10 protein-coding genes are annotated in these 22,058 nt (G+C 69.1%); 5 read left to right on the plus strand and 5 right to left on the minus strand.

Annotated features, from left to right (window positions below; translation table 11 throughout):
* Window positions 1–465 precede the first annotated feature (465 nt).
* Both ACQP0P_RS24655 and ACQP0P_RS24660 read left to right on the plus strand, forming a co-directional pair.
* Window positions 466–16,197, plus strand: coding sequence for an RHS repeat-associated core domain-containing protein (locus ACQP0P_RS24655; protein WP_433381487.1), 15,732 nt, complete (start codon window positions 466–468; stop codon window positions 16,195–16,197).
* A 46-nt stretch (window positions 16,198–16,243) separates the two neighbouring features.
* Entirely contained in the window at window positions 16,244–16,447 is a 204-nt protein-coding gene (locus ACQP0P_RS24660) for a hypothetical protein (protein ID WP_184758756.1), read from the plus strand.
* Between the two features lie 159 nt (window positions 16,448–16,606).
* Here the strand turns inward: ACQP0P_RS24660 and ACQP0P_RS24665 are convergent, their stop codons facing one another.
* The gene (locus ACQP0P_RS24665) at window positions 16,607–17,062 is read right to left on the minus strand and encodes a hypothetical protein (protein WP_184758757.1); all 456 of its coding nucleotides are present in this window, start codon (window positions 17,060–17,062) and stop codon (window positions 16,607–16,609) included.
* Window positions 17,059–17,445 (minus strand): cytochrome P450, encoded by a 387-nt coding sequence (locus tag ACQP0P_RS24670; protein ID WP_433381491.1) that lies wholly within the window; start codon window positions 17,443–17,445, stop codon window positions 17,059–17,061. The genes ACQP0P_RS24665 and ACQP0P_RS24670 overlap by 4 nt, the downstream gene beginning before the upstream one ends.
* Window positions 17,446–17,721: 276 nt before the next feature.
* Between ACQP0P_RS24670 and ACQP0P_RS24675 the strand changes: the two genes are divergently transcribed.
* Window positions 17,722–17,871: a tyrosine-type recombinase/integrase gene (locus ACQP0P_RS24675; protein ID WP_433381494.1), complete on the plus strand. Its 150-nt coding sequence runs from the start codon at window positions 17,722–17,724 to the stop codon at window positions 17,869–17,871.
* Between the two features lie 180 nt (window positions 17,872–18,051).
* Here the strand turns inward: ACQP0P_RS24675 and ACQP0P_RS24680 are convergent, their stop codons facing one another.
* The 3 genes from ACQP0P_RS24680 to ACQP0P_RS24690 all read right to left on the minus strand — a co-directional run bounded on the left by ACQP0P_RS24680 (window position 18,052) and on the right by ACQP0P_RS24690 (window position 20,479).
* Window positions 18,052–19,065, minus strand: coding sequence for a tyrosine-type recombinase/integrase (locus ACQP0P_RS24680; RefSeq protein WP_433381497.1), 1,014 nt, complete (start codon window positions 19,063–19,065; stop codon window positions 18,052–18,054).
* Between the two features lie 254 nt (window positions 19,066–19,319).
* Window positions 19,320–19,643 carry a helix-turn-helix domain-containing protein gene (locus tag ACQP0P_RS24685; RefSeq protein WP_433381500.1) on the minus strand — a complete coding sequence of 108 codons (324 nt, stop codon included), beginning with the start codon at window positions 19,641–19,643 and terminating at the stop codon, window positions 19,320–19,322.
* Window positions 19,640–20,479, minus strand: coding sequence for a tyrosine-type recombinase/integrase (locus tag ACQP0P_RS24690; protein WP_433381503.1), 840 nt, complete (start codon window positions 20,477–20,479; stop codon window positions 19,640–19,642). The genes ACQP0P_RS24685 and ACQP0P_RS24690 overlap by 4 nt, the downstream gene beginning before the upstream one ends.
* A 129-nt stretch (window positions 20,480–20,608) precedes the next feature.
* Here ACQP0P_RS24690 and ACQP0P_RS24695 point away from each other — a divergent pair, with 129 nt between their 5' ends.
* Together ACQP0P_RS24695 and ACQP0P_RS24700 are read left to right on the plus strand one after the other, a co-directional pair.
* Window positions 20,609–21,346, plus strand: coding sequence for a hypothetical protein (locus ACQP0P_RS24695; RefSeq protein ID WP_433381506.1), 738 nt, complete (start codon window positions 20,609–20,611; stop codon window positions 21,344–21,346).
* Between the two features lie 38 nt (window positions 21,347–21,384).
* A complete protein-coding gene (locus ACQP0P_RS24700) occupies window positions 21,385–21,957 on the plus strand; it encodes a hypothetical protein (RefSeq protein ID WP_433381509.1) in 573 nt (190 codons plus the stop codon).
* Window positions 21,958–22,058 lie beyond the last annotated feature (101 nt).

Below are 22,058 nucleotides of genomic sequence, written 5' to 3' on the forward strand. Positions count from 1 at the left end.
AGCCGTCGAAGAACTGGTCGGCGCGAACATCGGGAAATCCGAGAGGAACGTCCGGGACGCCGGATAATGATTACACCTTCGAAGAACCTGGCGGTCCACTTTTCAATAACAGGCCGATAAACGTTTGTGGCGCCGGTGAGCAGCCGACTATGGAACGCGCCGAAACGCATGCGGTGAGCCCGGTCGGGTGCGCGACGGCGAAGTGCGCGCCGCAATTCTGGTAATAAAGTCTTCCTGTGTGAATCGCGTCACACCATCGCGGCCGGTCGCCCGCGCGGAAAGCTAGTGAGCTGCTCAAACCCCTGAACCGGCTCAATTCCATGCCTCCTGCTCCATCGTGGGGCGCCTTGTCAATATCTATTCCTGGTCGCACTATCTGTGTATATCTGAGGCGTTATTTATGGGGAGCTTGCAGGGGTGCGCCCGGATGCCCTTGTGTTTTCTGTTTCCACGGGGAGTGTGGGCGTGACTGTGCGGCGTGCTCAGAAAAGTGCGAAAGTGCTGGGGCAGAGCGGGTTATGGCTCGGACGGGGTGCGCCGTCGAAGTGGGTCAGCCGCCTCGCGCTGGCCGCGACCGTGGCTCTCCTGCCGGGGATTCTCACCCTGGAGGCGCAGGCGGCCGTTGTCGCCCCCTCTCCAACGCGGCTGGACATTCCCGGCTCTCCCTCTTCCGGTAACGCCGGCAAGGCCCCCGTGCAGCGCGCCGGATCGGCGGAGAACCTGCCGCACCTCGTCGATCCGGGCGCCACTCAGCCGCGGAGCAAGGGCAAAGCCACTGACGACGTCAAGCGCCCCAAGGGCTCGCTGCCGGTGGAGAAACCGCGCGAGCTGCCGGACGAGCCGGCCACGGACGGGCTGAACAGCCCGCCGCCGCTGAAGTGGGAACCGACTCCCGCCGACACCCCGTCGCAGCCGGCGACGAACGACGGCCGCCCCTCCCGTGGAAGCGCCGAGGGCGCAGGCGTCGGCAAGGCATCCCCGACGGCGCTCGACGGACGTCAGGGGAGCGGGGCGAAGGCCGCCGAGACGGCTGTCCCCAGGGCGCGGACCGTGTCGGCCGTCGCCGCCGCCGCACTTCCCGTGGTGTCGGATCTGTCGGTGTCGGCGGGTCAGTTGTCGTCGGGGTTGTGGACGTTGTCGTCCACGACGCCGTATTTCTCGGCGTCGGGTGCTGATCCGGAGTCGCGGTCGTTGAAGTTGGAGGCGCAGGTCGAGCATGACCCGTCGGTTCCCGTTCAGGGTTCGGGTCTGATCTGGTCCGACAGTGGTCAGGTGTCGAGCGGTTCGTGCTCGACCTGGAGCAAGTGCTCCCTGCAGACCCCCACCGTGGGGGCGGGCGAGTTGAAGGACGGCTGGCTGGTCCGCTGGCGCGTGCGGGCGTCGACCTCGTCCGGCGTGGTGGGGGCCTGGACGCAGTGGCAGGCCGCGCGGGTGGATCTCGCCAAGCCGGTGCTGTCCGACCTGTCGGTGTCGGCGGGTCAGTTGTCGTCGGGGTTGTGGACGTTGTCGTCCACGACGCCGTATTTCTCGGCGTCGGGTGCTGATCCGGAGTCGCGGTCGTTGAAGCTGGAGGCGCAGGTCGAGCACGATCCGTCGGTTCCCGTTCAGGGTTCGGGTCTGATCTGGTCCGACAGTGGTCAGGTGTCGAGCGGTTCGTGCTCGACCTGGAGCAAGTGCTCCCTGCAGACCCCCATCGTGACGTCCGGCAAGCTCAAGGACGGCTGGCTGGTCCGCTGGCGGGTGCGCGCGTCCACCTCTGGGCAGGTGTCGAGCCCGTGGTCGGAGTGGCAGTCGGCGCGGGTGGACATCTCCAAGCCGGTGGTGTCGGATCTGTCGGTGTCGGCGGGTCAGTTGTCGTCGGGTCTGTGGACGTTGTCGTCCACGACGCCGTCCTTCTCGGCCTACGGCGCTGATCCGGAGTCGCGGTCGTTGAAGCTGGAGGCGCAGGTCGAGCATGACCCGTCGGTTCCCGTTCAGGGTTCGGGTCTGATCTGGTCCGACAGTGGTCAGGTGTCGAGCGGTTCGTGCTCGACGTGGAGCAGGTGTTCCCTGCAGAGCCCCACCGTGACGGCGGGGAAGTTGAAGGACGGCTGGCTGGTCCGCTGGCGCGTCCGGGCGTCCACCTCTGGACAGGTGTCAGGCCCGTGGTCCGAGTGGCAGACGGCCACGGTCCAGGTCAGCGGCATGGCGGGCAACGGTCTGGGCGCCGTTCCGGCGACGCGGGGCACCGATGCGTGGACGTTGGCGTCGGTCACGCCGTGGTTGTTCGGGAAGGTGTCCGACGCCGGTGGGGCGAGGCTGGTGCTGGGCGCGGAGGTCGAGCACGATCCGGCCGTGCCGGCTCAGGGCACGGGCGTGATCTGGGCAGGCAAGGGCACCACGAGCTACGCCTCCGGTGGCAACGCCTGGGTGCAGGTGCCGGCGGCGAAGCTGGCCGACGGTATGAAGGTGCGCTGGCGGGTTCGGGGTGTCACGACCGCGGGCGTCGAGGGTGAGTGGTCGGCGTGGCAGGCGGCGACGGTCGATGTGAGCAAGCCCGCGGTGTCGGACGGCGGGTGGACCCCGGCGACCAGGGGTGCGTTGTCCTGGACGGCGTCCTCGACCACGCCGTGGGTCTACGCCAAGGTCACCGATCCGGACTCGCGCGCCTCGCGGTTGTGGGTCCAGATCGAGCACGACGCGGCCGAACAGGGCTCCGGGGTGATCTGGGAGGGCAAGGGCGCCACGACCTACGCCTCCGGCGGCAACGCCTGGGTGCAGGTGCCGGCCGCGAAGCTGACCGACGGCATGAAGGTGCGCTGGCGGGTGCGCGGAGAGACCACCACGAACGTGGTCGGCCCGTGGTCGGACTGGTCCACCACCGTCATCGACCTGCGTAAGCCGTCCGTGGAGTCGCTGGGCATGGATCCGGCGCTGCCGGGTTCGGCGTCGTGGACGGCAGGGTCGGTGACGCCGTGGCTGTATGCGAAGGTGAGCGATCCTGACAACCGGTCGAGCAAGCTGAGCGTGGAGGTGGAGCATGATCCGGCCGCCGCGGCTCAGGGGACGGGGCTGATCTGGGCGGGTTCGTCGTCGAAGGATTATGCGACGGGGGCGATCGCCTGGGTGGCTGTGCCGTCGGGGAAGTTGTCCGATGGTTGGCAGGTTCGGTGGCGGGCGCGGGCGACGACGGTGTCGGGGGTGTCGGGTCCGTGGTCGGCGTGGGTGTCGGCGCGGGTGGACACGACGGTGTTCCGGACGGTTCCGCCTGGTCCGGTGACGAGTGAGGTGGCGCCTTCGCTGGGTCAGTCGGTGTCGGGTGTGTGGACGTTGCCGAGTGAGTATCCGGTGTTCACGGCGGCGATCTCGGATGTTGATCGTCGGCCTGGTGTGCTGGAGGCCGAGGTCGAGCACGATCCGGCTGTGGCGGGTCAGGGCAGTGGGCTGATCTGGTCGGGGCAGAGCACCACGTTCGGGGAGACCTGCTTCACGGGCCAGCCGTGTGCGGCCTCGCACACGGCACCCGCGGCGGAGGGGATCCAGAACGGCTGGTCGATACGCTGGCGCGTGCGGGCCGTGGTGCAGTCGACGGATGCCTCCGGTGCGCTGGTCGCGGGGCCGTGGTCGGGCTGGCAGCTCGGGCGGGTGGACACCTCCAAGCCGGTGGTGTCGGATCTGTCGGTGTCGGCGGGCCAGCTCGCGTCGAAACTGTGGACGCTGCCGTCCACGCAGCCGTCGTTCTCCGCCTACGGCGCCGACCCGGAGTCGCGGTCGTTGAAGCTGGAGGCGCAGGTCGAGCACGACCCGTCCGCCGCCGGGCAGGGCAGCGGCCTGATCTGGTCCGACAGCGGCCAGGTGTCGAGCGGATCGTGCTCGACCTGGAGTCCCTGCTCGTTGCAGACCCCTGCCGTGACCGCGGGCAAGCTCAAGGACGGGTGGCTGGTCCGCTGGCGGGTCCGGGCCGCCACCTCTGGGCAGGTGGCGGGACCGTGGTCGGAGTGGCAGTCGGCGCGGGTGGACACCTCCAAGCCGATCGTGTCCGAGGCATCGGTCTTTCCAGGCCAGTCGGTGTCGGGGCTGTGGACGCTGTCGTCGACGCAGCCGTCCTTCTCCGCCTACGGCACGGACCCGGAGTCGCGGTCGCTGCGGCTGGAGGCGCAGATCGAGCACGACCCGTCGGCCGCCGTGCAGGGCAGCGGGCTGATCTGGTGGGCCGCCGGTGGGGTGTCGAGCGGATCGTGCTCCACCTGGAGCCCCTGCTCGTTGCAGACGCCGACAGTGGCGGCGGGCGAGTTGAAGGACGGGTGGCTGGTCCGCTGGCGGGTCCGGGCGTCCACCTCTGGGCAGGTGTCGAGCCCGTGGTCGGAGTGGCAGTCGGCGCGGATCGACGCCTCCAAGCCGGTGGTGTCGGATCTGTCGGTGTCGGCGGGTCAGTTGTCGTCGGGGTTGTGGACGTTGTCGTCCACGACGCCGTATTTCTCGGCGTCGGGTGCTGATCCGGAGTCGCGGTCGTTGAAGTTGGAGGCGCAGGTCGAGCACGATCCGTCGGTTCCCGTTCAGGGTTCGGGTCTGATCTGGTCCGACAGTGGTCAGGTGTCGAGCGGTTCGTGCTCGACCTGGAGCAGGTGCTCCCTGCAGACCCCCATCGTGACGTCCGGCAAGCTCAAGGACGGCTGGCTGGTCCGCTGGCGGGTGCGCGCGTCCACCTCTGGGCAGGTGTCGAGCCCGTGGTCGGAGTGGCAGTCGGCGCGGGTGGACATCTCCAAGCCGGTGGTGTCGGATCTGTCGGTGTCGGCGGGTCAGTTGTCGTCGGGGTTGTGGACGTTGTCGTCCACGACGCCGTCCTTCTCGGCCTACGGCGCTGATCCGGAGTCGCGGTCGTTGAAGTTGGAGGCGCAGGTCGAGCATGACCCGTCGGTTCCCGTTCAGGGTTCGGGTCTGATCTGGTCCGACAGTGGTCAGGTGTCGAGCGGTTCGTGCTCGACGTGGAGCAGGTGTTCCCTGCAGAGCCCCACCGTGACGGCGGGGAAGTTGAAGGACGGCTGGCTGGTCCGCTGGCGCGTCCGGGCGTCCACCTCTGGACAGGTGTCAGGCCCGTGGTCCGAGTGGCAGACGGCCACGGTCCAGGTCAGCGGCATGGCGGGCAACGGTCTGGGCGCCGTTCCGGCGACGCGGGGCACCGATGCGTGGACGTTGGCGTCGGTCACGCCGTGGTTGTTCGGGAAGGTGTCCGACGCCGGTGGGGCGAGGCTGGTGCTGGGCGCGGAGGTCGAGCACGATCCGGCCGTGCCGGCTCAGGGCACGGGCGTGATCTGGGCAGGCAAGGGCACCACGAGCTACGCCTCCGGTGGCAACGCCTGGGTGCAGGTGCCGGCGGCGAAGCTGGCCGACGGTATGAAGGTGCGCTGGCGGGTTCGGGGTGTCACGACCGCGGGCGTCGAGGGTGAGTGGTCGGCGTGGCAGGCGGCGACGGTCGATGTGAGCAAGCCCGCGGTGTCGGACGGCGGGTGGACCCCGGCGACCAGGGGTGCGTTGTCCTGGACGGTGTCCTCGACCACGCCGTGGGTCTACGCCAAGGTCACCGATCCGGACTCGCGCGCCTCGAAGCTGGAGGCGGAGATCGAGCACGATCCCACCGCGACCGGGCAGGGCACGGGCGTCATCTGGTCCGGCAAGGGCGCCACGACCTACGCCTCCGGCGGCAACGCCTGGGTGCAGGTCCCGGCGGGCAAGCTGGCCGACGGCATGAAGGTGCGCTGGCGGGTGCGCGGAGAGACCGCCACGGGCGTGGTCGGCCCGTGGTCGGACTGGTCCGCCACCGTCATCGACCTGCGCAAGCCGTCCGTGGCGGGCTTGTCGATGACCCCGGCGACCTGGGACTCCGGAGCATGGACCGCGGCCGCGGCGACGCCCTGGCTCTATGCCAAGGTCACCGACCCGGAGAACGGCGACTCCCGGCTCGCGGTCGAGATCGAGCACGACCCGGCCGCCACCGGTCAAGGGGCCGGCCTGATCTGGTCCGGCACGAGCGCGCAGCCGTCCCGCTCCGGCGAGAACGCCTGGGTGCAGGTGCCGGCGGCGAAGCTGACCGACGGCATGAAGATCCGCTGGCGTGCCCGCGGCGAAACCGCCAAGGGCATCACGGGAGCCTGGACCGACTGGGTGCAGACACGCATCGACCTCGGCAAGCCGGTGGTCGAATCGCTGGGCATGGATCCGGCGCTGCCGGGTTCGGCGTCGTGGACGGCAGGGTCGGTGACGCCGTGGCTGTATGCGAAGGTGAGCGATCCTGACAACCGGTCGAGCAAGCTGAGCGTGGAGGTGGAGCATGATCCGGCCGCCGCGGCTCAGGGGACGGGGCTGATCTGGGCGGGTTCGTCGTCGAAGGATTATGCGACGGGGGCGATCGCCTGGGTGGCTGTGCCGTCGGGGAAGTTGTCCGATGGTTGGCAGGTTCGGTGGCGGGCGCGGGCGACGACGGTGTCGGGGGTGTCGGGTCCGTGGTCGGCGTGGGTGTCGGCGCGGGTGGACACGACGGTGTTCCGGACGGTTCCGCCTGGTCCGGTGACGAGTGAGGTGGCGCCTTCGCTGGGTCAGTCGGTGTCGGGTGTGTGGACGTTGCCGAGTGAGTATCCGGTGTTCACGGCGGCGATCTCGGATGTTGATCGTCGGCCTGGTGTGCTGGAGGCCGAGGTCGAGCACGATCCGGCTGTGGCGGGTCAGGGCAGTGGGCTGATCTGGTCGGGGCAGAGCACCACGTTCGGGGAGACCTGCTTCACGGGCCAGCCGTGTGCGGCCTCGCACACGGCACCCGCGGCGGAGGGGATCCAGAACGGCTGGTCGATACGCTGGCGCGTGCGGGCCGTGGTGCAGTCCACCGCTTCTCCCGGCGCGGTGGTGGCGGGTCCGTGGTCGGACTGGCAACTGGCGCGGGTGGACACCGCCAAGCCGCTCGTGACGGGGGTGTCGGCCTCGACGGGACAGCTCACCTCCGGGTTGTGGACGTTGTCGTCCACAACCCCGTACTTCTCCGCCTACGGCACCGACCCTCAGACGCGGTCGTTGAAGCTGGAGGCGCAGGTCGAGCACGACCCGTCGGCCACCGCCCAGGGGAGCGGGCTGATCTGGTCCGGAAACGGCTCGATGTCGAGCGGATCGTGCTCGACCTGGAGCGCCTGCTCGCTGCAGACCCCTGCCGTGACCGCGGGCAAGCTCAAGGACGGGTGGCTGGTCCGCTGGCGCGTCCGCGTCTCCACCTCTGCCAACGTGGCGGGACCGTGGTCGGAGTGGCAGATGGCGCGGGTGGACACCTCGAAGCCGGTCGTGTCGGACCTGTCCGTCTCGACGGGGCAGCTCGCCTCCGGGTTATGGACGTTGTCGTCCACGACCCCATATTTCTCGGCCTACGGCGCCGACCCGGAGTCGCGGTCGTTGAAGCTGGAGGCGCAGGTCGAGCATGACCCGTCCGCCGCCGGGCAGGGCACCGGGCTGATCTGGAGCGACAGCGGGCAGGTGTCGAGCGGTTCGTGCTCGACCTGGAGCCGCTGCTCGTTGCAGACTCCTGCCGTCACGGCCGGGAAGCTGAAGGACGGCTGGTTGATTCGCTGGCGCGTCCGCGTCGCCACCTCGGCCGGTGTGGCGAGCCCGTGGTCGGAATGGCAGGCCGCCCGGGTGGACATCTCCAAGCCGGTCGTGTCGGACCTGTCCGTCTCGACGGGGCAGCTCGCCTCCGGGTTATGGACGTTGTCGTCCACGACCCCATATTTCTCGGCCTACGGCGCCGACCCGGAGTCGCGGTCGTTGAAGCTGGAGGCGCAGGTCGAGCATGACCCGTCCGCCGCCGGGCAGCGCAGCGGGCTGATCTGGAGCGACAGCGGGCAGGTGTCGAGCGGTTCGTGCTCGACCTGGAGCCGCTGCTCGCTGCAGACTCCCGCCATCCCGGCCGGGAAACTCAAGGACGGGTGGCTGGTCCGCTGGCGCGTCCGCGTCTCCACCTCTGCCAACGTGGCGGGACCGTGGTCGGAGTGGCAGATGGCGCGGGTGGACACCTCGAAGCCGGTCGTGTCGGACCTGTCCGTCTCGACGGGGCAGCTCGCCTCCGGGTTGTGGACGTTGTCGTCCACGACCCCATATTTCTCGGCCTACGGCGCCGACCCGGAGTCGCGGTCGTTGAAGCTGGACGCGGAGGTCGAGCATGACCCGTCCGCCGCCGGGCAGGGCACCGGGCTGATCTGGAGCGACAGCGGGCAGGTGTCGAGCGGTTCGTGCTCGACCTGGAGCCGCTGCTCGCTGCAGACCTCCACGGTGACGTCCGGCAAGCTGAAGGACGGCTGGCTGGTCCGCTGGCGCGTCCGGGCGTCGACGTCGTCCGGCGTGGCCAGTCCGTGGTCGGAATGGCAGACGGCGACGATCCAGGTGAGCGGCACCGCGGGGAACGGCTTGGGCGCCGTCCCGGCCACGCGCGGCAGCGACACGTGGACGCTCTCCTCGGCCACCCCATGGCTGTACGCGAAGGTGACCGACGCCGGTGGGGCGAGGCTGGTGCTGGGCGCGGAGATCGAGCACAACCCCGCGACCGGCCAGGGCACCGGCGTGATCTGGTCCGGCAAGGGCGCCACGAGCTACGCCTCCAGCGGCAACGCCTGGGTGCAGGTGCCGGCAGGCAAGCTGACCGACGGCATGAAGATCCGCTGGCGGGTCCGCGGCGTCACCACCGCGGGCGCCGAAGGCGAGTGGTCGGCGTGGCAGGCCGCCACCGTGGACCTGCGCAAGCCCAGCGTGGACGGCCTGGGCATGAACCCGGCCATCCGCGGCACCACCTCCTGGACCGCCGAGTCGCTCACTCCGTCGATGTACGCCAGGGTGACCGACCCGGACAACCGGCTCAGCAGGCTGAACGTCGAGGTCGAGCACGACCCGGCCAAGAGCGAGCAGGGCACCGGCCTGATCTGGACCGGCACCTCGGACAAGGAGTACGCCTCCGGCACCAGCGCCTGGGCGGCCGTCCCCGCCGACAAGCTGACCGACGGCTGGCAGATCCGCTGGCGCGCCCGCGCCACCACCGCCTCCGGCGTCTCCGGGCCCTGGTCGGACTGGGTGTACGCGACCGTGACGGCCCTGCCGTTCGAGTCGTTCTCCCCGGCCCACAACAGCCAGGTCGGCACCCTGACGCCGGTGCTGTCGGTCAACGCCCGCCCCTACAACAAGGGCGAGGTCAAGTACTGGTTCCAGCTCTGCGCGGGCAGCGCGCCCAACTGGCGCTGGTGCAAGGACTCGGCGGAGAAGACCGAGGACTGGACCAAGGAAGGCGTCTGGCAGGTGGTCGATGCCCGGCTGAAGTGGGGCGAGACGTACTCGTGGATGGCGAAGGCCGCCACCACGTACACCACGGTCACCTCGTCGTGGCGGACCTTCACCCCCGTTCCCGAGCAGGGCAACATCAACGGCCTGCTGGCCGCCGGCACGCAAGGTCGCGAGTTCAACCATGTCTCTGGCAACTACGCGTCCACGGCGACGGACGCCTCGGTGACGACGGTGGGGCCGCCGCTGTCGGTGAACCGTACGTACAACAGCCTGGACCCGCGGACCGACGGCATCTTCGGCGCCGGGTGGACGACCCGCTGGGACATGCGCATCGAGGAGGAGCCGACCGGGAGCCTGCTGGTGACCTATCCGGGCGGCGAGCAGCTGCGGTTCGCGTCCATGGGCAACGGCGCCTACGCGCCGCCGTCGGGGACGTTCGCGACGATGGCCGCCGAGCAGACCGGTGGCTGGCGCCTGATGGACAAGTCGGCCACCTCCTACTGGTTCGACGCCTCGGGCCTCCTCTCGAAGATCACCGATCATCGGGGGCGGGCGCAGGAGCTGACCCGCGGCGCCGACGGCAAGCTGGCCAAGGTGGCCGCGACGGGCGGCAGGTCGCTGACGTTCACCTGGGCCGGCAATCACGTCGCGAGCGTCTCCACCGACCCGGTGGACGGCAACCCGCTCACCTGGACCTACGCCTACGAGGGCGACCTGCTGGTCAAGGTGTGCCCGCCGACCTCGGCGACGGCCTGCACGACCTACGAGTACGGGACAGGCTCGCGGTACAAGAGCGTGGTCACCGACTCCGGGCCGAAGTACTACTACCGGCTGAACGAGGGCGAGACCCGTACCGGCACCGTCGTCGCCAGCGCAGCGGGCTGGAACATCACCGAGCAGCAGGCCAAGCTGAACGGGACCACCCCGGCGGACCTCGGCGCGCGGGTGCCGGGCGCGCTGGCCGGCTCGCCGGACACCGCGATGCGTTTCAAGGGGGCGGCGACCTCGACGTACGTGCAGCTCCCGGCCGATGCGATCAGCGGTCAGGGCGGCGAGCCGGCGGTGGAGGCGTGGTTCAGGACCACCACGTCCGGCACGGTCATCGGGATGCAGGGCGCGGACAACGGCACGCCTCCGTCGTTCGTGCCGGTGATGTACGTGGGCACCGACGGCAAGCTGCGCGGCCAGTTCGGCACCGGCACTTCCACCACCGCGCACACCCCGCTCACCTCCACCGGTGCGGTGAACGACGGCAACTGGCACCATGCGGTGCTGTCGTCGGTGGAGACCAGGCCCGCCTCGAGCACGAGGCCCGCCGAACACACGCAGACCCTCTACCTGGACGGCGCCGCAGTGGGCACGCTGGCCGGCGAGGTCCAGCACGACGAGATGGCGGAGACCCGGATCGGGTCCGGGTACGGCTCCCCGGCCTGGCCGTCGAGCACCACCAGCACCGCGCCGTTCCCGTTCAACGGCGACATCGACGAGGTCGCGGTCTACGGCAGGCCCCTGAGCAAGGCGGCCGTGCAGCGGCACTTCGCGGCAGGCAAGCCGCAGCCGCAGCTCACCAAGGTAACCCAGCCGTCGGGCCGCGTGTGGGCGGTCAACGTCTACAACCCGGACGGCGGCCGGCTGGTGACGCACACCGACTCCAACGGCGGCACCTGGAAGCTGTCGGACCCGGTGTACACCAAGCAGACCACCCTCTCCACCTTCGCGACCGTGACGGTGACCGACCCGCACGACGGCGTCGTCACCTACGTCGCCGACGCGCAGCGTGGCTACCGGCAGGTGTCGGTGACCGACCAGGTCGGAGCGACCACGAAGTGGGCCTATGACGTGGGCGGATACCCGGCCAAGGTGATCGACCCGAACGGCAACGTGGTCGAGCTGGCGTTCAACGCCCGTGGGAACCTGCTGGCGAAGAAGACCTGCAGAACGGCGGGCGCGAACTGCTCGACCGAGTACTACGACTACTTCGTCGACGTCGACAAGCCGTTCGACGCCCGCAACGACGTGAAGATCGGTGAGCGGGACGGCCGGTCCGCCTCAGCCGCCGACGAGACCTACATGACCTCGTGGACGTACAACTCGTTCGGAGAGGAGACCAGGACCACGACTCCGGCGACGGCGGACTTCCCGGCCGGGCGCAGCACGGTCAAGACCTACACCGACGGTACCGAGCCGGCCGTCGGCGGCGGCACGACGCCCGCGGGCATGGTGAAGTCGGACAAAGACTATAAGGGCTACGAGACCACGTACGCCTTCACCGCCGCCGGCGACCTCGCGACGGAGACGCTGCCGTCCGGGCTGGTCAAGAAGTACACCCATGACGCCCTTGGGAGGGTGACCGCCACGACGGAGATCTCCGAGGCGTTCCCCGAGGGGGTCACGACCACGGTCGCCTACGACGGGATGGGACGAGTGCTGTCCAGGACCGGCCCTGCCGTCAAGAACGAGGTGGACGGCAAGACGCACACGCTGCGCTGGTCGGCGGGTTACAACGAGGACGGCCTGCCGATGACGGAGACCAATGAGGACCTGACCGGAGGGGACGCGCCGCGCAGGACCGTCTACACCTACGACGCCTACGGCAGGCAGGCGACGATCACCGGGCCCGAGGGGAGCGTGGAGACGTTCGCCTACGACCACAAGGGTCAGAAGATCTCCGCCACCGACGCACGGGGCACGACGCTGGCGTACACCTACACCCCGCGTGGCGAGCCGGCCACGACGGTGCTGAAGGGCTGGACCGGCAGCCCCACCGCGCCGCAGGCGGCCACGGACATCGTGCTGACCTCGAACGCCTACGACCCGGCTGGACGGCTGGCCTCGCAGACCGACGCCATGGGCCGCACCACCGCCTACACCTACTACGCCGACAACCTGCCGGCGGAGACGACGGCCAAGGGCGCCAGGTTGAACGGGTCGGATGCCGTGCTGGACGTGGTGGTGGGCTCGAAGGTGTATGACGCCGCGAACCACCTCATCCGCCAGACCACCGGCAACGGCACACTGCGGGTGGAGGCCGCCTACGACGCGGCCGGACGGGTCGTCTCTCAAATCGTGGACCCGGGCAAGTTGAACCGGGTCACCACACCCGTCTACGACGCCAACGGCAACATCACCAAGATCAGCCTGTCCGCGGCGGGCACCGACCGCGTCGAGTCCGTCGAGTACGCCTACGACGCAGGCGACCACCCCGTCCGGCAAACCGTGCACAACGACGGGCAGGACCTGGTGACCACGCTCACCGTGGACGACCGTGGCCTGGTCACGGCGACGACCGACCCGCGCGGCAACGCCGCCGGGGCCGACCCGGCCGCCTACACCACCGACGTCACCTACGACAGCAGGGGCCAGAAGACGCAGGTACGACTGCCGTCGGTGCAGGTGGAGCGGGCGGGCGCCGCTCCGGCGACGCAGCGGCCCACGGCCAAGATCGGCTACAACACCTTCGGCGAGCCCACGCAGCAGGTTGACCCTGAGGGCCGGCTCGTCAGCTCGACCCTGGACCGGGTCGGGCGGGTCGTGGAGCAGAACCTCCCCACCTACACGCCTCCCGGCGGACAGCCGGTCTCGCCCAAGGCCACCACCGTCTACAACGCCGCCGGTGATGCGGTCAGCGTGACCGACCCACGCGGCCAGACCACGACCGCGGTCTACGACGGGCTCGGTCACAAGGTGCAGGTCACCGTGCCCAGGACGGGCTCGGCCGCGGCCGGAGTGTGGAACTACGGCTATGACCTGCTGGGCGAGGCGCTGTGGACGACGGATCCGACCGGGGCGCGTGCGGAGTCCACGTACGATGATCTCGGCCGGCAGATCACCTTGACCACAATCGAGCGCAAGCCGTCGCAGGCGGTGTACGTGACGAAGATGGAGTATGACGACGCCGGTCGGGTGACCAAGACGACCCGGCCGACCGGCGACACCTCCATCCGCACGTACGACGCCACCGGCGCGCTGGCCGGGCAGACCGACGCGCTGGGCAACACCACGACCTTCGGCTACGACCTCGCCGGCCGCCCGACGACGACCACCAACGCGCTGGGCCTGACCAGCAAGGCCGGCTACGACCTGGCCGGCCGCAAGACCCGGATCCAGGAACTGGACGACGCCGGTGCGGTGCTGCGCACCCACACCATCGGCTACGACCTGGCGGGCAACGCCACCAGTCAGACCTCCGGTGAGGGGCACACCACCGAGCGGTTGTTCGACGCCGCGAACCGGCTGATCGAACAGCGCGAACCGATCTCGGCGACCGAGAAGATCACCACCACGTTCGGCTACGACGCCGCGGGTGCGCAGACCCGCTCGACCGACGGCCGCGGGAACGCCACCTACGCCACCTACAACAGCCTGGGCCTCCTCGAGTCGATGATCGAGCCGAGCACCGCCGCCCACCCCGACCCCGCAGACCGGACCTGGACCACCCTCTACGACGCCGGCGGTAACTCGGTGACCAGCCTCCTCCCCGGCGGAGTGCGCGTAGACCGGATCTTCGACGAGCTGAACCGCCTGGTGAAGCAGACCGGCACCGGCGCCGAGGCGAACACCGAGGACAAGACGTTCGGCTACGACGCGGCGGGCCGCCTGACCGCCGCCGGTGATCTCAACTTCACCCTCAACGACCGCGGCCTGCTGCTCAAGACGGCAGGCGCGGGCGGCGACCTCAACGCCTACGCCTACGACGCCAACGGCCGTCTGGCCCAGCGCGTCGACGTGACCGGCACGTCCACCTTCACCTGGGACGGGGCCGACCGGCTGACCCAGTCGATCGACCCGGTCAGCAACACCGCCATAGACTACGGCTACGACAAGGCCAACCGGCTGACGTCCATGGCCTACGGGACCTCGGGCGCGCGGCGCAGCTACACCTACGACGCGCTGAACCGGCTGACCAAGGACCAGCTCACCACTGCCGCGGGTGGCGCGATCGCCTCCATCGAGTACGGCTACGACCTCAACGACAACCTCACCTCCAAGACCACCACCGGCACGGCCGGGGCCGGCACCAACACCTACGCCTACGACCAGTCCAACCGACTCATCTCCTGGACCGCCCCGGGCGGCACGAAGACCGCCTACGAGTGGGACGCCTCGGGCAACCGGGTCAAGGCCGGCGACAAGACCTTCACCTACGACGAACGCAACCGCCTGACCTCGGGCGACGGACACACCTACACGTACACCGCACGCGGCACCCTGCTGGAGGATTCGGCCGGGATCGTCCGGCGCACCAAGTTCGACGCCTTCGACCGGCTCATCAACGACGACGCCGTCACCTACGGCTACGACGCTCTCGATCGTATGGAGACCCGCACACAGAGCGGGCAGACCTTGTCCTTCGCCTACGAGGGGGTCAGCAACAACCTGGTGGCCGTCACCGACGCCAACGGCGCCAAGCGGGCCACCTTCGGCCGCGACGCGCTCGGCCGCACTCTCGGCATCAACGACGGCACCGGAGCCCAGCTGGCCTTCTCCGACCTACGCGGCGACCTGGTCGGGGCCTTCGCCGCCAACGCGACCGCTCTGGCTGATTCGGTGGCCTACGACCCCTTCGGCGAGGTCATCACGCGCACCGGCCCCGAGCACGCGCTCGGCTATCAGGGCGGCTACACCGACCCCACGACCCGCATGATCAACATGGCGGCCCGCTGGTACCAGCCGACCACCGGCAGCTTCGTCTCGCGCGACACCCTCACGCAGAACCCCGACCCGTCGGTCCAGCTCAACCGCTACGCCTACGCCAACAACAACCCCCTCACCAACGTCGACCTGGACGGGCACAAGAGCACGTCGAAGAAGAACCCGGTCGACACCTATGAGGAATGCAAGGGGCAGAAGAAGAAGAGCAAGACGTGCGGAGAGATCATCTCCGACCACAATCGGTGCGTCAAGGACTACGGAAAGTCGTACTGCAAGGAGTCCGAGAAGGAGTACACGACCTGCCGCAAGGAGAACGGCAAGAGCTACTGCAGCGCGACCAAGGACGTCTACGGGGACTGCCGCGCTGACGCGAAGTCCCACATGGGAGTGGTCTCGAAGGGCGGCAGCCTGGGGTCGTGCAGGGACGCGGCCTCGACGTACGCGGAGTGCCGGGCCGCGGTGATCGATCGGCCGACCTGTCTCGACGCGAAGGACAACTACATCGCCTGTCGCGCCGAAGGAAGCACGAGAAAAGTCTGCATCGAGGATGCCGGCAACTATCGAACCTGCCGGGCCGGCCATCCCAACTCCAAGGAGATGTGCGGCAACGCTTCGGACATGTATCGCGGCTGCCGTTACGGCAACAAGACCAGCCAGCCCGTCTGCGCCGCGGAGAGTGATTACTACGTCAAATGCCGGGATCAGGCGAAGGACGCCAATCACAACGACTGCAAATCCTTCGCCGGCAGCTATTCCGACTGCATGTCCTCCAAGCAGTACGGCAACCATTCGGCGCAGTTCTGCAACACCGCGTACGACTCGCAGATGACGTGCATGAAGACGGACCGCGTCAAGGACTGCAACTGGGTCGACGACGTCTACCTGGAGTGCGCGAAGAAGATGAAGGGCGAGCAGCCCTGCACGCAAGGGGGCGGCTTCACCGGGAAGAAATGCAATGCGAAGGGCGGCGACTGCGTCTACTACCTGAGCAACTCCGCCGCGAACCTCCTCGCAGCCGGCCTCGGTTCGATCACCGGGTTCGCGGAGGCATTGTGCGGGGTAAGCGCCGCCACAATCATCGGCATACCGCTGGGAGTTGTCTGCGGGGCGGCGGCCGGAATCCTCGGCGTGGCGACAGTGGTGATCCTGAACAACAACAAGGGGAACGGGATCTGGTTCAAGTTCAAAACGGGCACGTACTATGATCAGCAGTCCGGAATGTTCATGCCGATGATCAAGGAACTGAATATTGGATCGCAGTAGGTCGACGTCGGGGCGTGGAATACGAATTCTTCGCAGGGTGGTGGTGATGGCGTCCGCGTTCTCCTTCTGGAGCGCCGCCACCCTCATCGTCGCCACCATGCTGTCCGACCCGAAGTCCTGGGCGGTCCCGCTCCTGATCGGCGGATCCCTTCTGGCGGTCATCGGGAGTGTGCTCACCGCCCTTGAGCGGCGACACTCCTCCGGCGCCGGCGAGAGTGACGTCACACCTCGCGATGGGGACGTCGGCTGATGGGAGACGTCTCGGTCAGCGCCGGCCGGGCCGTCTCCCATGGGGCCTGGGGCAGGTGCTGCAGGAAGGCGGTACCTGTCGCGACGTGTGAGCGGGCATTCCGGTCACGGCATCGGGCGGCAGAGGTCCCACGATGTGAGCGAGCCCTGCCGGCTTCGCTCACCCGTAGTGCTCCCCGACCAGCGCGGGCGGGCACGTCTCGCCCGCGAAGATCACCGTGCCGAGCGCCCCGAACGCGTCGGCCAGTGACCAGCCTGCCGCCGCGGGCCGGCGTCCAGTAGATCCCGGCAGCCGAGCCGTCGAACGAGTTGGACGAGCAGAGCAGGACCCCGGTGACCGGCGCTGCGCAGTGGGCCGGGCCCCGGTCGACCATGCAAGGGCGGCGCGCGAGACGGTGACGGGCTTCGGCGTGCCGGTCGAGCCGCTGGTGACGCAGGTGCAGGCGAGCCGCGCCGAGGTCACGCGCTCTCGTGCACCCGCGCCGGCGTCCACCTCGTGCGCCACGCGGTAGGCCGCCCGCACGATGAACGTCGAGTTGAGCACGCTCCCCGGCACGGCCTGCTCCAGCCCGAGCAGCAGTTGCTGGGCGTAAGTGAACGGGATCTCTGTCGTCATTGGCCTCTCCTGGGCGTCCCCGAGATGATCAGCTTCTTGAAACCGGTGAGGAAGGTCGATCGCACCCGGACCGGTTCGCCGGCCACCTCGACGTCGGCGAACGTCGCGAAGAGCGTCGCGAAGAACAGCCGCAGCGTCAGCCGGGCCAGGTGGGATCCGATGCAGTAGTGGTGTCCGCTGCCGAAGGCGAGATGGCGGTTGGGCGTGCGGGCCGGGTCGAACGTGTCGGGGCCGGCGAAGACGGCAGGGTCGCGGTTGGCCGAGCCGATCCAGGCGACCACGGGCTCGCCCGCCGCGAGCTGCACGCCCGACAGCCGCACCGGCCGGGTCGTGTGCCGCATGAAGTGGCTGCCGGGCGACGCCCACCGCAGCGCCTCCTCCACGCCGCCGCGCAGCAGGTCGGGACGGCTCGCCTAGGCGCGGTAGCCACCGCCGCGGGCCAGCTCGAACACCGTCGTACCGGCCACGTGGGGCAGCGTGACGCCGGCCCGAGCAGCAGGCTGTAGCAGTTGGAGACGGCCGTGCCGGGGTCCATCCGGCCGCCGTCCGGCGACAGCATCAGGCTGATCAGGTCGTCGCCCGGTTTGCGGGCGCGTTCCCGTACCAGGTGGACGAAGTAGGCGAACAGCTCGCGGTGCGCCCACATCCTGCGGCACACCTTGGCGACCAACCTGCTGCGCGCGGGCGTCGACGTCGTCGTCGTCGCCGAACTCCTCGGCCATGCCCGACTCGACACCACGCGCCGGTACACCCTGCCCACCCACGCCGACCTCGAAGACGCCGTCAGCCACCTCCCCACTGATCATTAGGGCACCGTTGACCTGGGCGGACTCAATCGCGTGTACCTGGCTGCACGACTCTTACCGACACGTCCGCCGTGAGTTCAGCCAGACTGAAGGACATTCATCGGGAACACACGCGAGTTCGCTGGGTGAGATCTGAAAACGCGGGGAGTTCGTCGTTGACGCCGGCGTCATGACCCAAAGGGATCACGGTCGGGGTGTCTGATCGAGCTCGTCGGCAAGTAGGTGCTCGGCGACGGCGGAGTATCTGGCGGCGGTGCTGTGGGAGATCCCAAAGACCAGCGACAGATGAAGCGGGTCCGCCCCTCCGGCAAGAGCTTCGTGCAGGATGCGGTCCTTGCGTATCCGGTCGACACTGCATCCGGCGCGGTTCATCCGCGACGTCACGAATTTTTGGCTGATCGGACCGGCGCCGTGGGCGGTCTTGTCGCTGATGAGGACGTGGGGGTTGGTGGTGTGCGGCCAGGTTGCGCGACGGTGGCGGAGCCAGCGGCGGAGTACGCGATGACTGAGGTCACCGAGTCGCTGGCGGCGGCCGGCGAGGGTGATTCGCCGGTTGGCCAGATCGAGATCGTCGAGTGTCAGGTGGCGGATGGCTCCGGTGCGAGCCGCGTTCTCGGCGGCCAGTGCGATGATGACTCGTCCGGCAAGGTCATCGGCCTGTTGCTCGATGGCCCGAATCTCCTCATCGGCCATCGGGAGCAGGGCGAAGTCCGCCGGGCGGCCCTTCAACCCGGTCGTCGGGTTGGAGAAGATCAGGCCGCGCTTCTTGGCGAATCCGAACAGCGATCGCATCGCGCTAGTCGCGGTGGCTCGTCGTGAACCGCTGAGCGGTCCAAGCGCTGTTCTGATGTCGGAGCGGGTGACCTCTCGCAAGTGGTCGTAGCCCGCCGCCCAGTCGTCGAGGAATGGCCGGATGCATCCGAAGTAGACATAGATACTGGATGCGGACCGGAGCCGTGACCTGGTGTCGCCATTGAGGAGGACCAGCAGCCACTGCCGGACGGGAGTGATGAAGCCGGGTGCGAGATGGCTTGTGACGCGGTCGATCCAGAATCTGATCGCTGGAGCGGAGTCGTCGTGGAGCAGGTCCAGATCGGTGAGTACTTCGATGAGGCGAGGCCGCGACACCCAGCGGGGCGGCCGGGCTCGGACCTCGCTAAGCGGGACGCGCTCACCTGCCGGGAGGCTAGTCAGCACCGTAACGAGCCCATCCAGCACGCATCTGGTAGTCGAGGGGTTCCAGCCACCGACTTGGCCGAGTTCCTGAGCGTGACGTGCCGCTGCCCGCAGCACCGGATCGTCTGCCGTCAGCGCCGGGTGCCGCCAGCGAGGCGGGACCGGCTGGCCGTCCTTGCGCCGACGCTCTGATGCTCGCGCCGAGCACGCGTTGCTGCAGTAGACCTGGTCGCGGCGCCGCTTCTCAGGCAACAGGGTGCCGCAGTGGGCGCAGTTCATCGAGGCGGTAGCGACCGCCCGCCCCCGGTGCGCGGAGCGACCGGCCGATCTTGGCCGACCGCCGCCGTCTGGTCGTCGTCGTGGTGCCGCGGCTGGGCGACAGCCTCGGGTTCGGGGATCAGCAGTTCGTCGACGCCGCAGCCCAGCACGGTGCAGATGACGTCGAGCTCGTCGAGCTTGACCACGTTGGGGCTTCCCGACCACAGTCCCGACATCTTGCCGGCACTGATGACCAGGCCACGTTCGGCGAGCATCCGCTGGAACTCGCTGGCCTTCCAGATTCCGCGGTTCGCGGCCGCCAGGCGCAGATTCCATTTCATCGGGTGAGTCCTTTCCATCGGTCGGCGACGCGGCGCTGTCCGGTGACCCAAGCGTCTTCGACATGGGTGGCATGGACGTGGATGTATCTGGCCGTGGTGCCGGTCCAGGCGTGGCCGAGCAGCTCCTGGATCGCGAACAGGTTCATCCCGGCCAGGTAGAGCCGGGAGGCGCAAAAGTGCCGCAGCACGTGCGGTGTTAGCCGTCCCGACCAGGTCGGCAGATACCGGTCGACAGCGTCGATCAAGGCTCGGCGAAACACATCGGCCGTGGCTCGGGTGCAGGTGCCCTCGGCGTTCTTCCGCTCGGAGGGGAACAAGGGCGTGCTATGGCTGGACAGGTCGAGCTCGAACAGCCCGAGGACATCTTCGATGAACCAGCGCATGCTGCGGTCGGCGCCGTTGATTAGGGGCACCAGCCGCGGCTTGGGCCCTTTGCGGCGAGACCCCTTCCCATGGCGGACGTTCAGCTTGCCGAACCGGCCCAGCTCCCAGCGCACGTCATCCAGGTCGAGCATCCGGGCCTCGTTGATCCGTAACCCGACGTCGGCGACCAGCCGGGCCACGGCGTAGTTGCGAGCCGCCGGGGCGAACTTGCGGCAGCTCAGCAGCTCTTCGCGCCACCCGGCGAACAACTGCTCGATCTCCTCGACGGTTGGTGGGACCCGCAGCTGCGGATCCACGGACAACCGCGGCCGGTTGACCTCATCGAGCGGGCACTCGACGACCCTGCCAGTGAGACTGTGCAGCTCAACCCTGTGCCGGAGCTCAAGAAACCGGAAGAACACCGTCAGAGCCGCCGCTCGTCCGGTGCGAGTGGAGGGCTTGGCGTCTCGCAACACCTTGCCGAAGTAGGGGTGTCGGTAACAACCGCGCCACGAACACCGCTAAAGTGTCCAGTTTCCTGAACGCTCTGGTTGCGGGGGTCTCTGGTCGTGGACATGGTGTCGTGGCGGCGGAAACGTCGGGTGCTGGCTCGGGTGACCCGGGCGGCATGGCGGTTGGAGCAGGCCGAACGGGAACGGGCTTGGGCGTTGGCGGCGGCGAAAACCGAGGGCGCGTCGATCAGGGAGATCGCCACAGCGGCGGGACTGTCATCATCACGAGTCCACCAGGTCGTCACCGACGCCGATATCGACGCCCTCGACACAGCGCTGGGTGCCCTGCGTTCGGCGGGCTGGCCCGCGCCGGAGGATCCCGGCGTCGACGATGGCGATCTGGCGGGTCGTGCCGATATCGCCGGACGTCTGGATGATGAGGTGGAGTGGATCCGCCAATGTGCCGACTGGCTGGAGCACCTGGACCGCGAGCCGTACCCGACGGTGGTGAACCTGCGTCCGGAGTCGGACTGGCCCCGGCGGTTCCAGGTCGCCGCGGACCTGTCCCGCGTCGTGGCCATCCTGCGGCGCATCGCCTACGACATCCACGAACTGGCCCGATCCCGCCGGATCGAGGACCTCGACCAGGCCGCGGTCGCCGAGGATCCACGCGCTGAGCGGCGCCGACGAGCGGCCGAGCCCGCTCTGGACTTCATTGCGTTCTGCCGTCGCCGCAAGGTCCCGCACCAGTCCACCCCACAGCTCGAACGGGCCTACGACGCCTGGAACGCCGAACGATACGAGCGAGGCGAGACCGACCGAGGCTCCTGGGAGGCGTACAACCCCGTTCGCGAAGCCCGGAACCGTTCAGGGAACTGGACACTTTAGCGGTGTTCGTGGCGTGGTTGTTACTGACACCCCAACAGGTGGGGCGGCCCCGACTGCGCGACGCCAGCGAGATCACCCACGCCGCGGCCTGGGGGCTGCTGCTGCTGGCCCGGCTGGAGAGTCACCCCCCGGTCGACGAGGAGGAGACCGAGGACCAGCAGGCCGCGCTGCGCGGCCTGATCCGCGCCCTGGATCAGCGCATCCTGCCGCGCCTGGAGGGGCTACGGGACGCCGCCGTGCGCCAGCACCGCGACCTGGAGGGCTCGCACGGCCAGCTCGCCGAGGCGATGGGCGTGGCCCGGTCGACCGCATCGACCCGCGTCGCAGCGCTGGCCGAGCGCGAGATCTCCGACGGCGAGCGGTGGGCGCGGGGCCTTGACCGGCAGCCCACCGATCCGCCTGCCCGGCCGCACACCGTCACGTTCGACCTCGACGAGGACGAGCACGCCTACTTCGTACTGACCGAGGCTCTGCGTGAGTTCGCCGCCCGACAGCGGCAGGAGGCCGACCACGACGATGTCGCCTCCGACCCCCACGGGAGCGGCCACCGCCGCGAGTGGGTCAAGACCGCCGGCCGCCTGCTTACCGGCATCGACACGGCCCTCGGCTGAGAACACGAGACCTGTGGCCCGGCCGGGCTCCCCTCCCGGGACCGGCCGGGCCACGGCGGGTCTCGCGCGCCTGTGCGTAGGCCTGTCAGTAAGGATCTTGC

Source organism: Streptosporangium sp. CA-115845, assembly GCF_050943795.1.
Taxonomy (GTDB): domain Bacteria; phylum Actinomycetota; class Actinomycetes; order Streptosporangiales; family Streptosporangiaceae; genus Streptosporangium.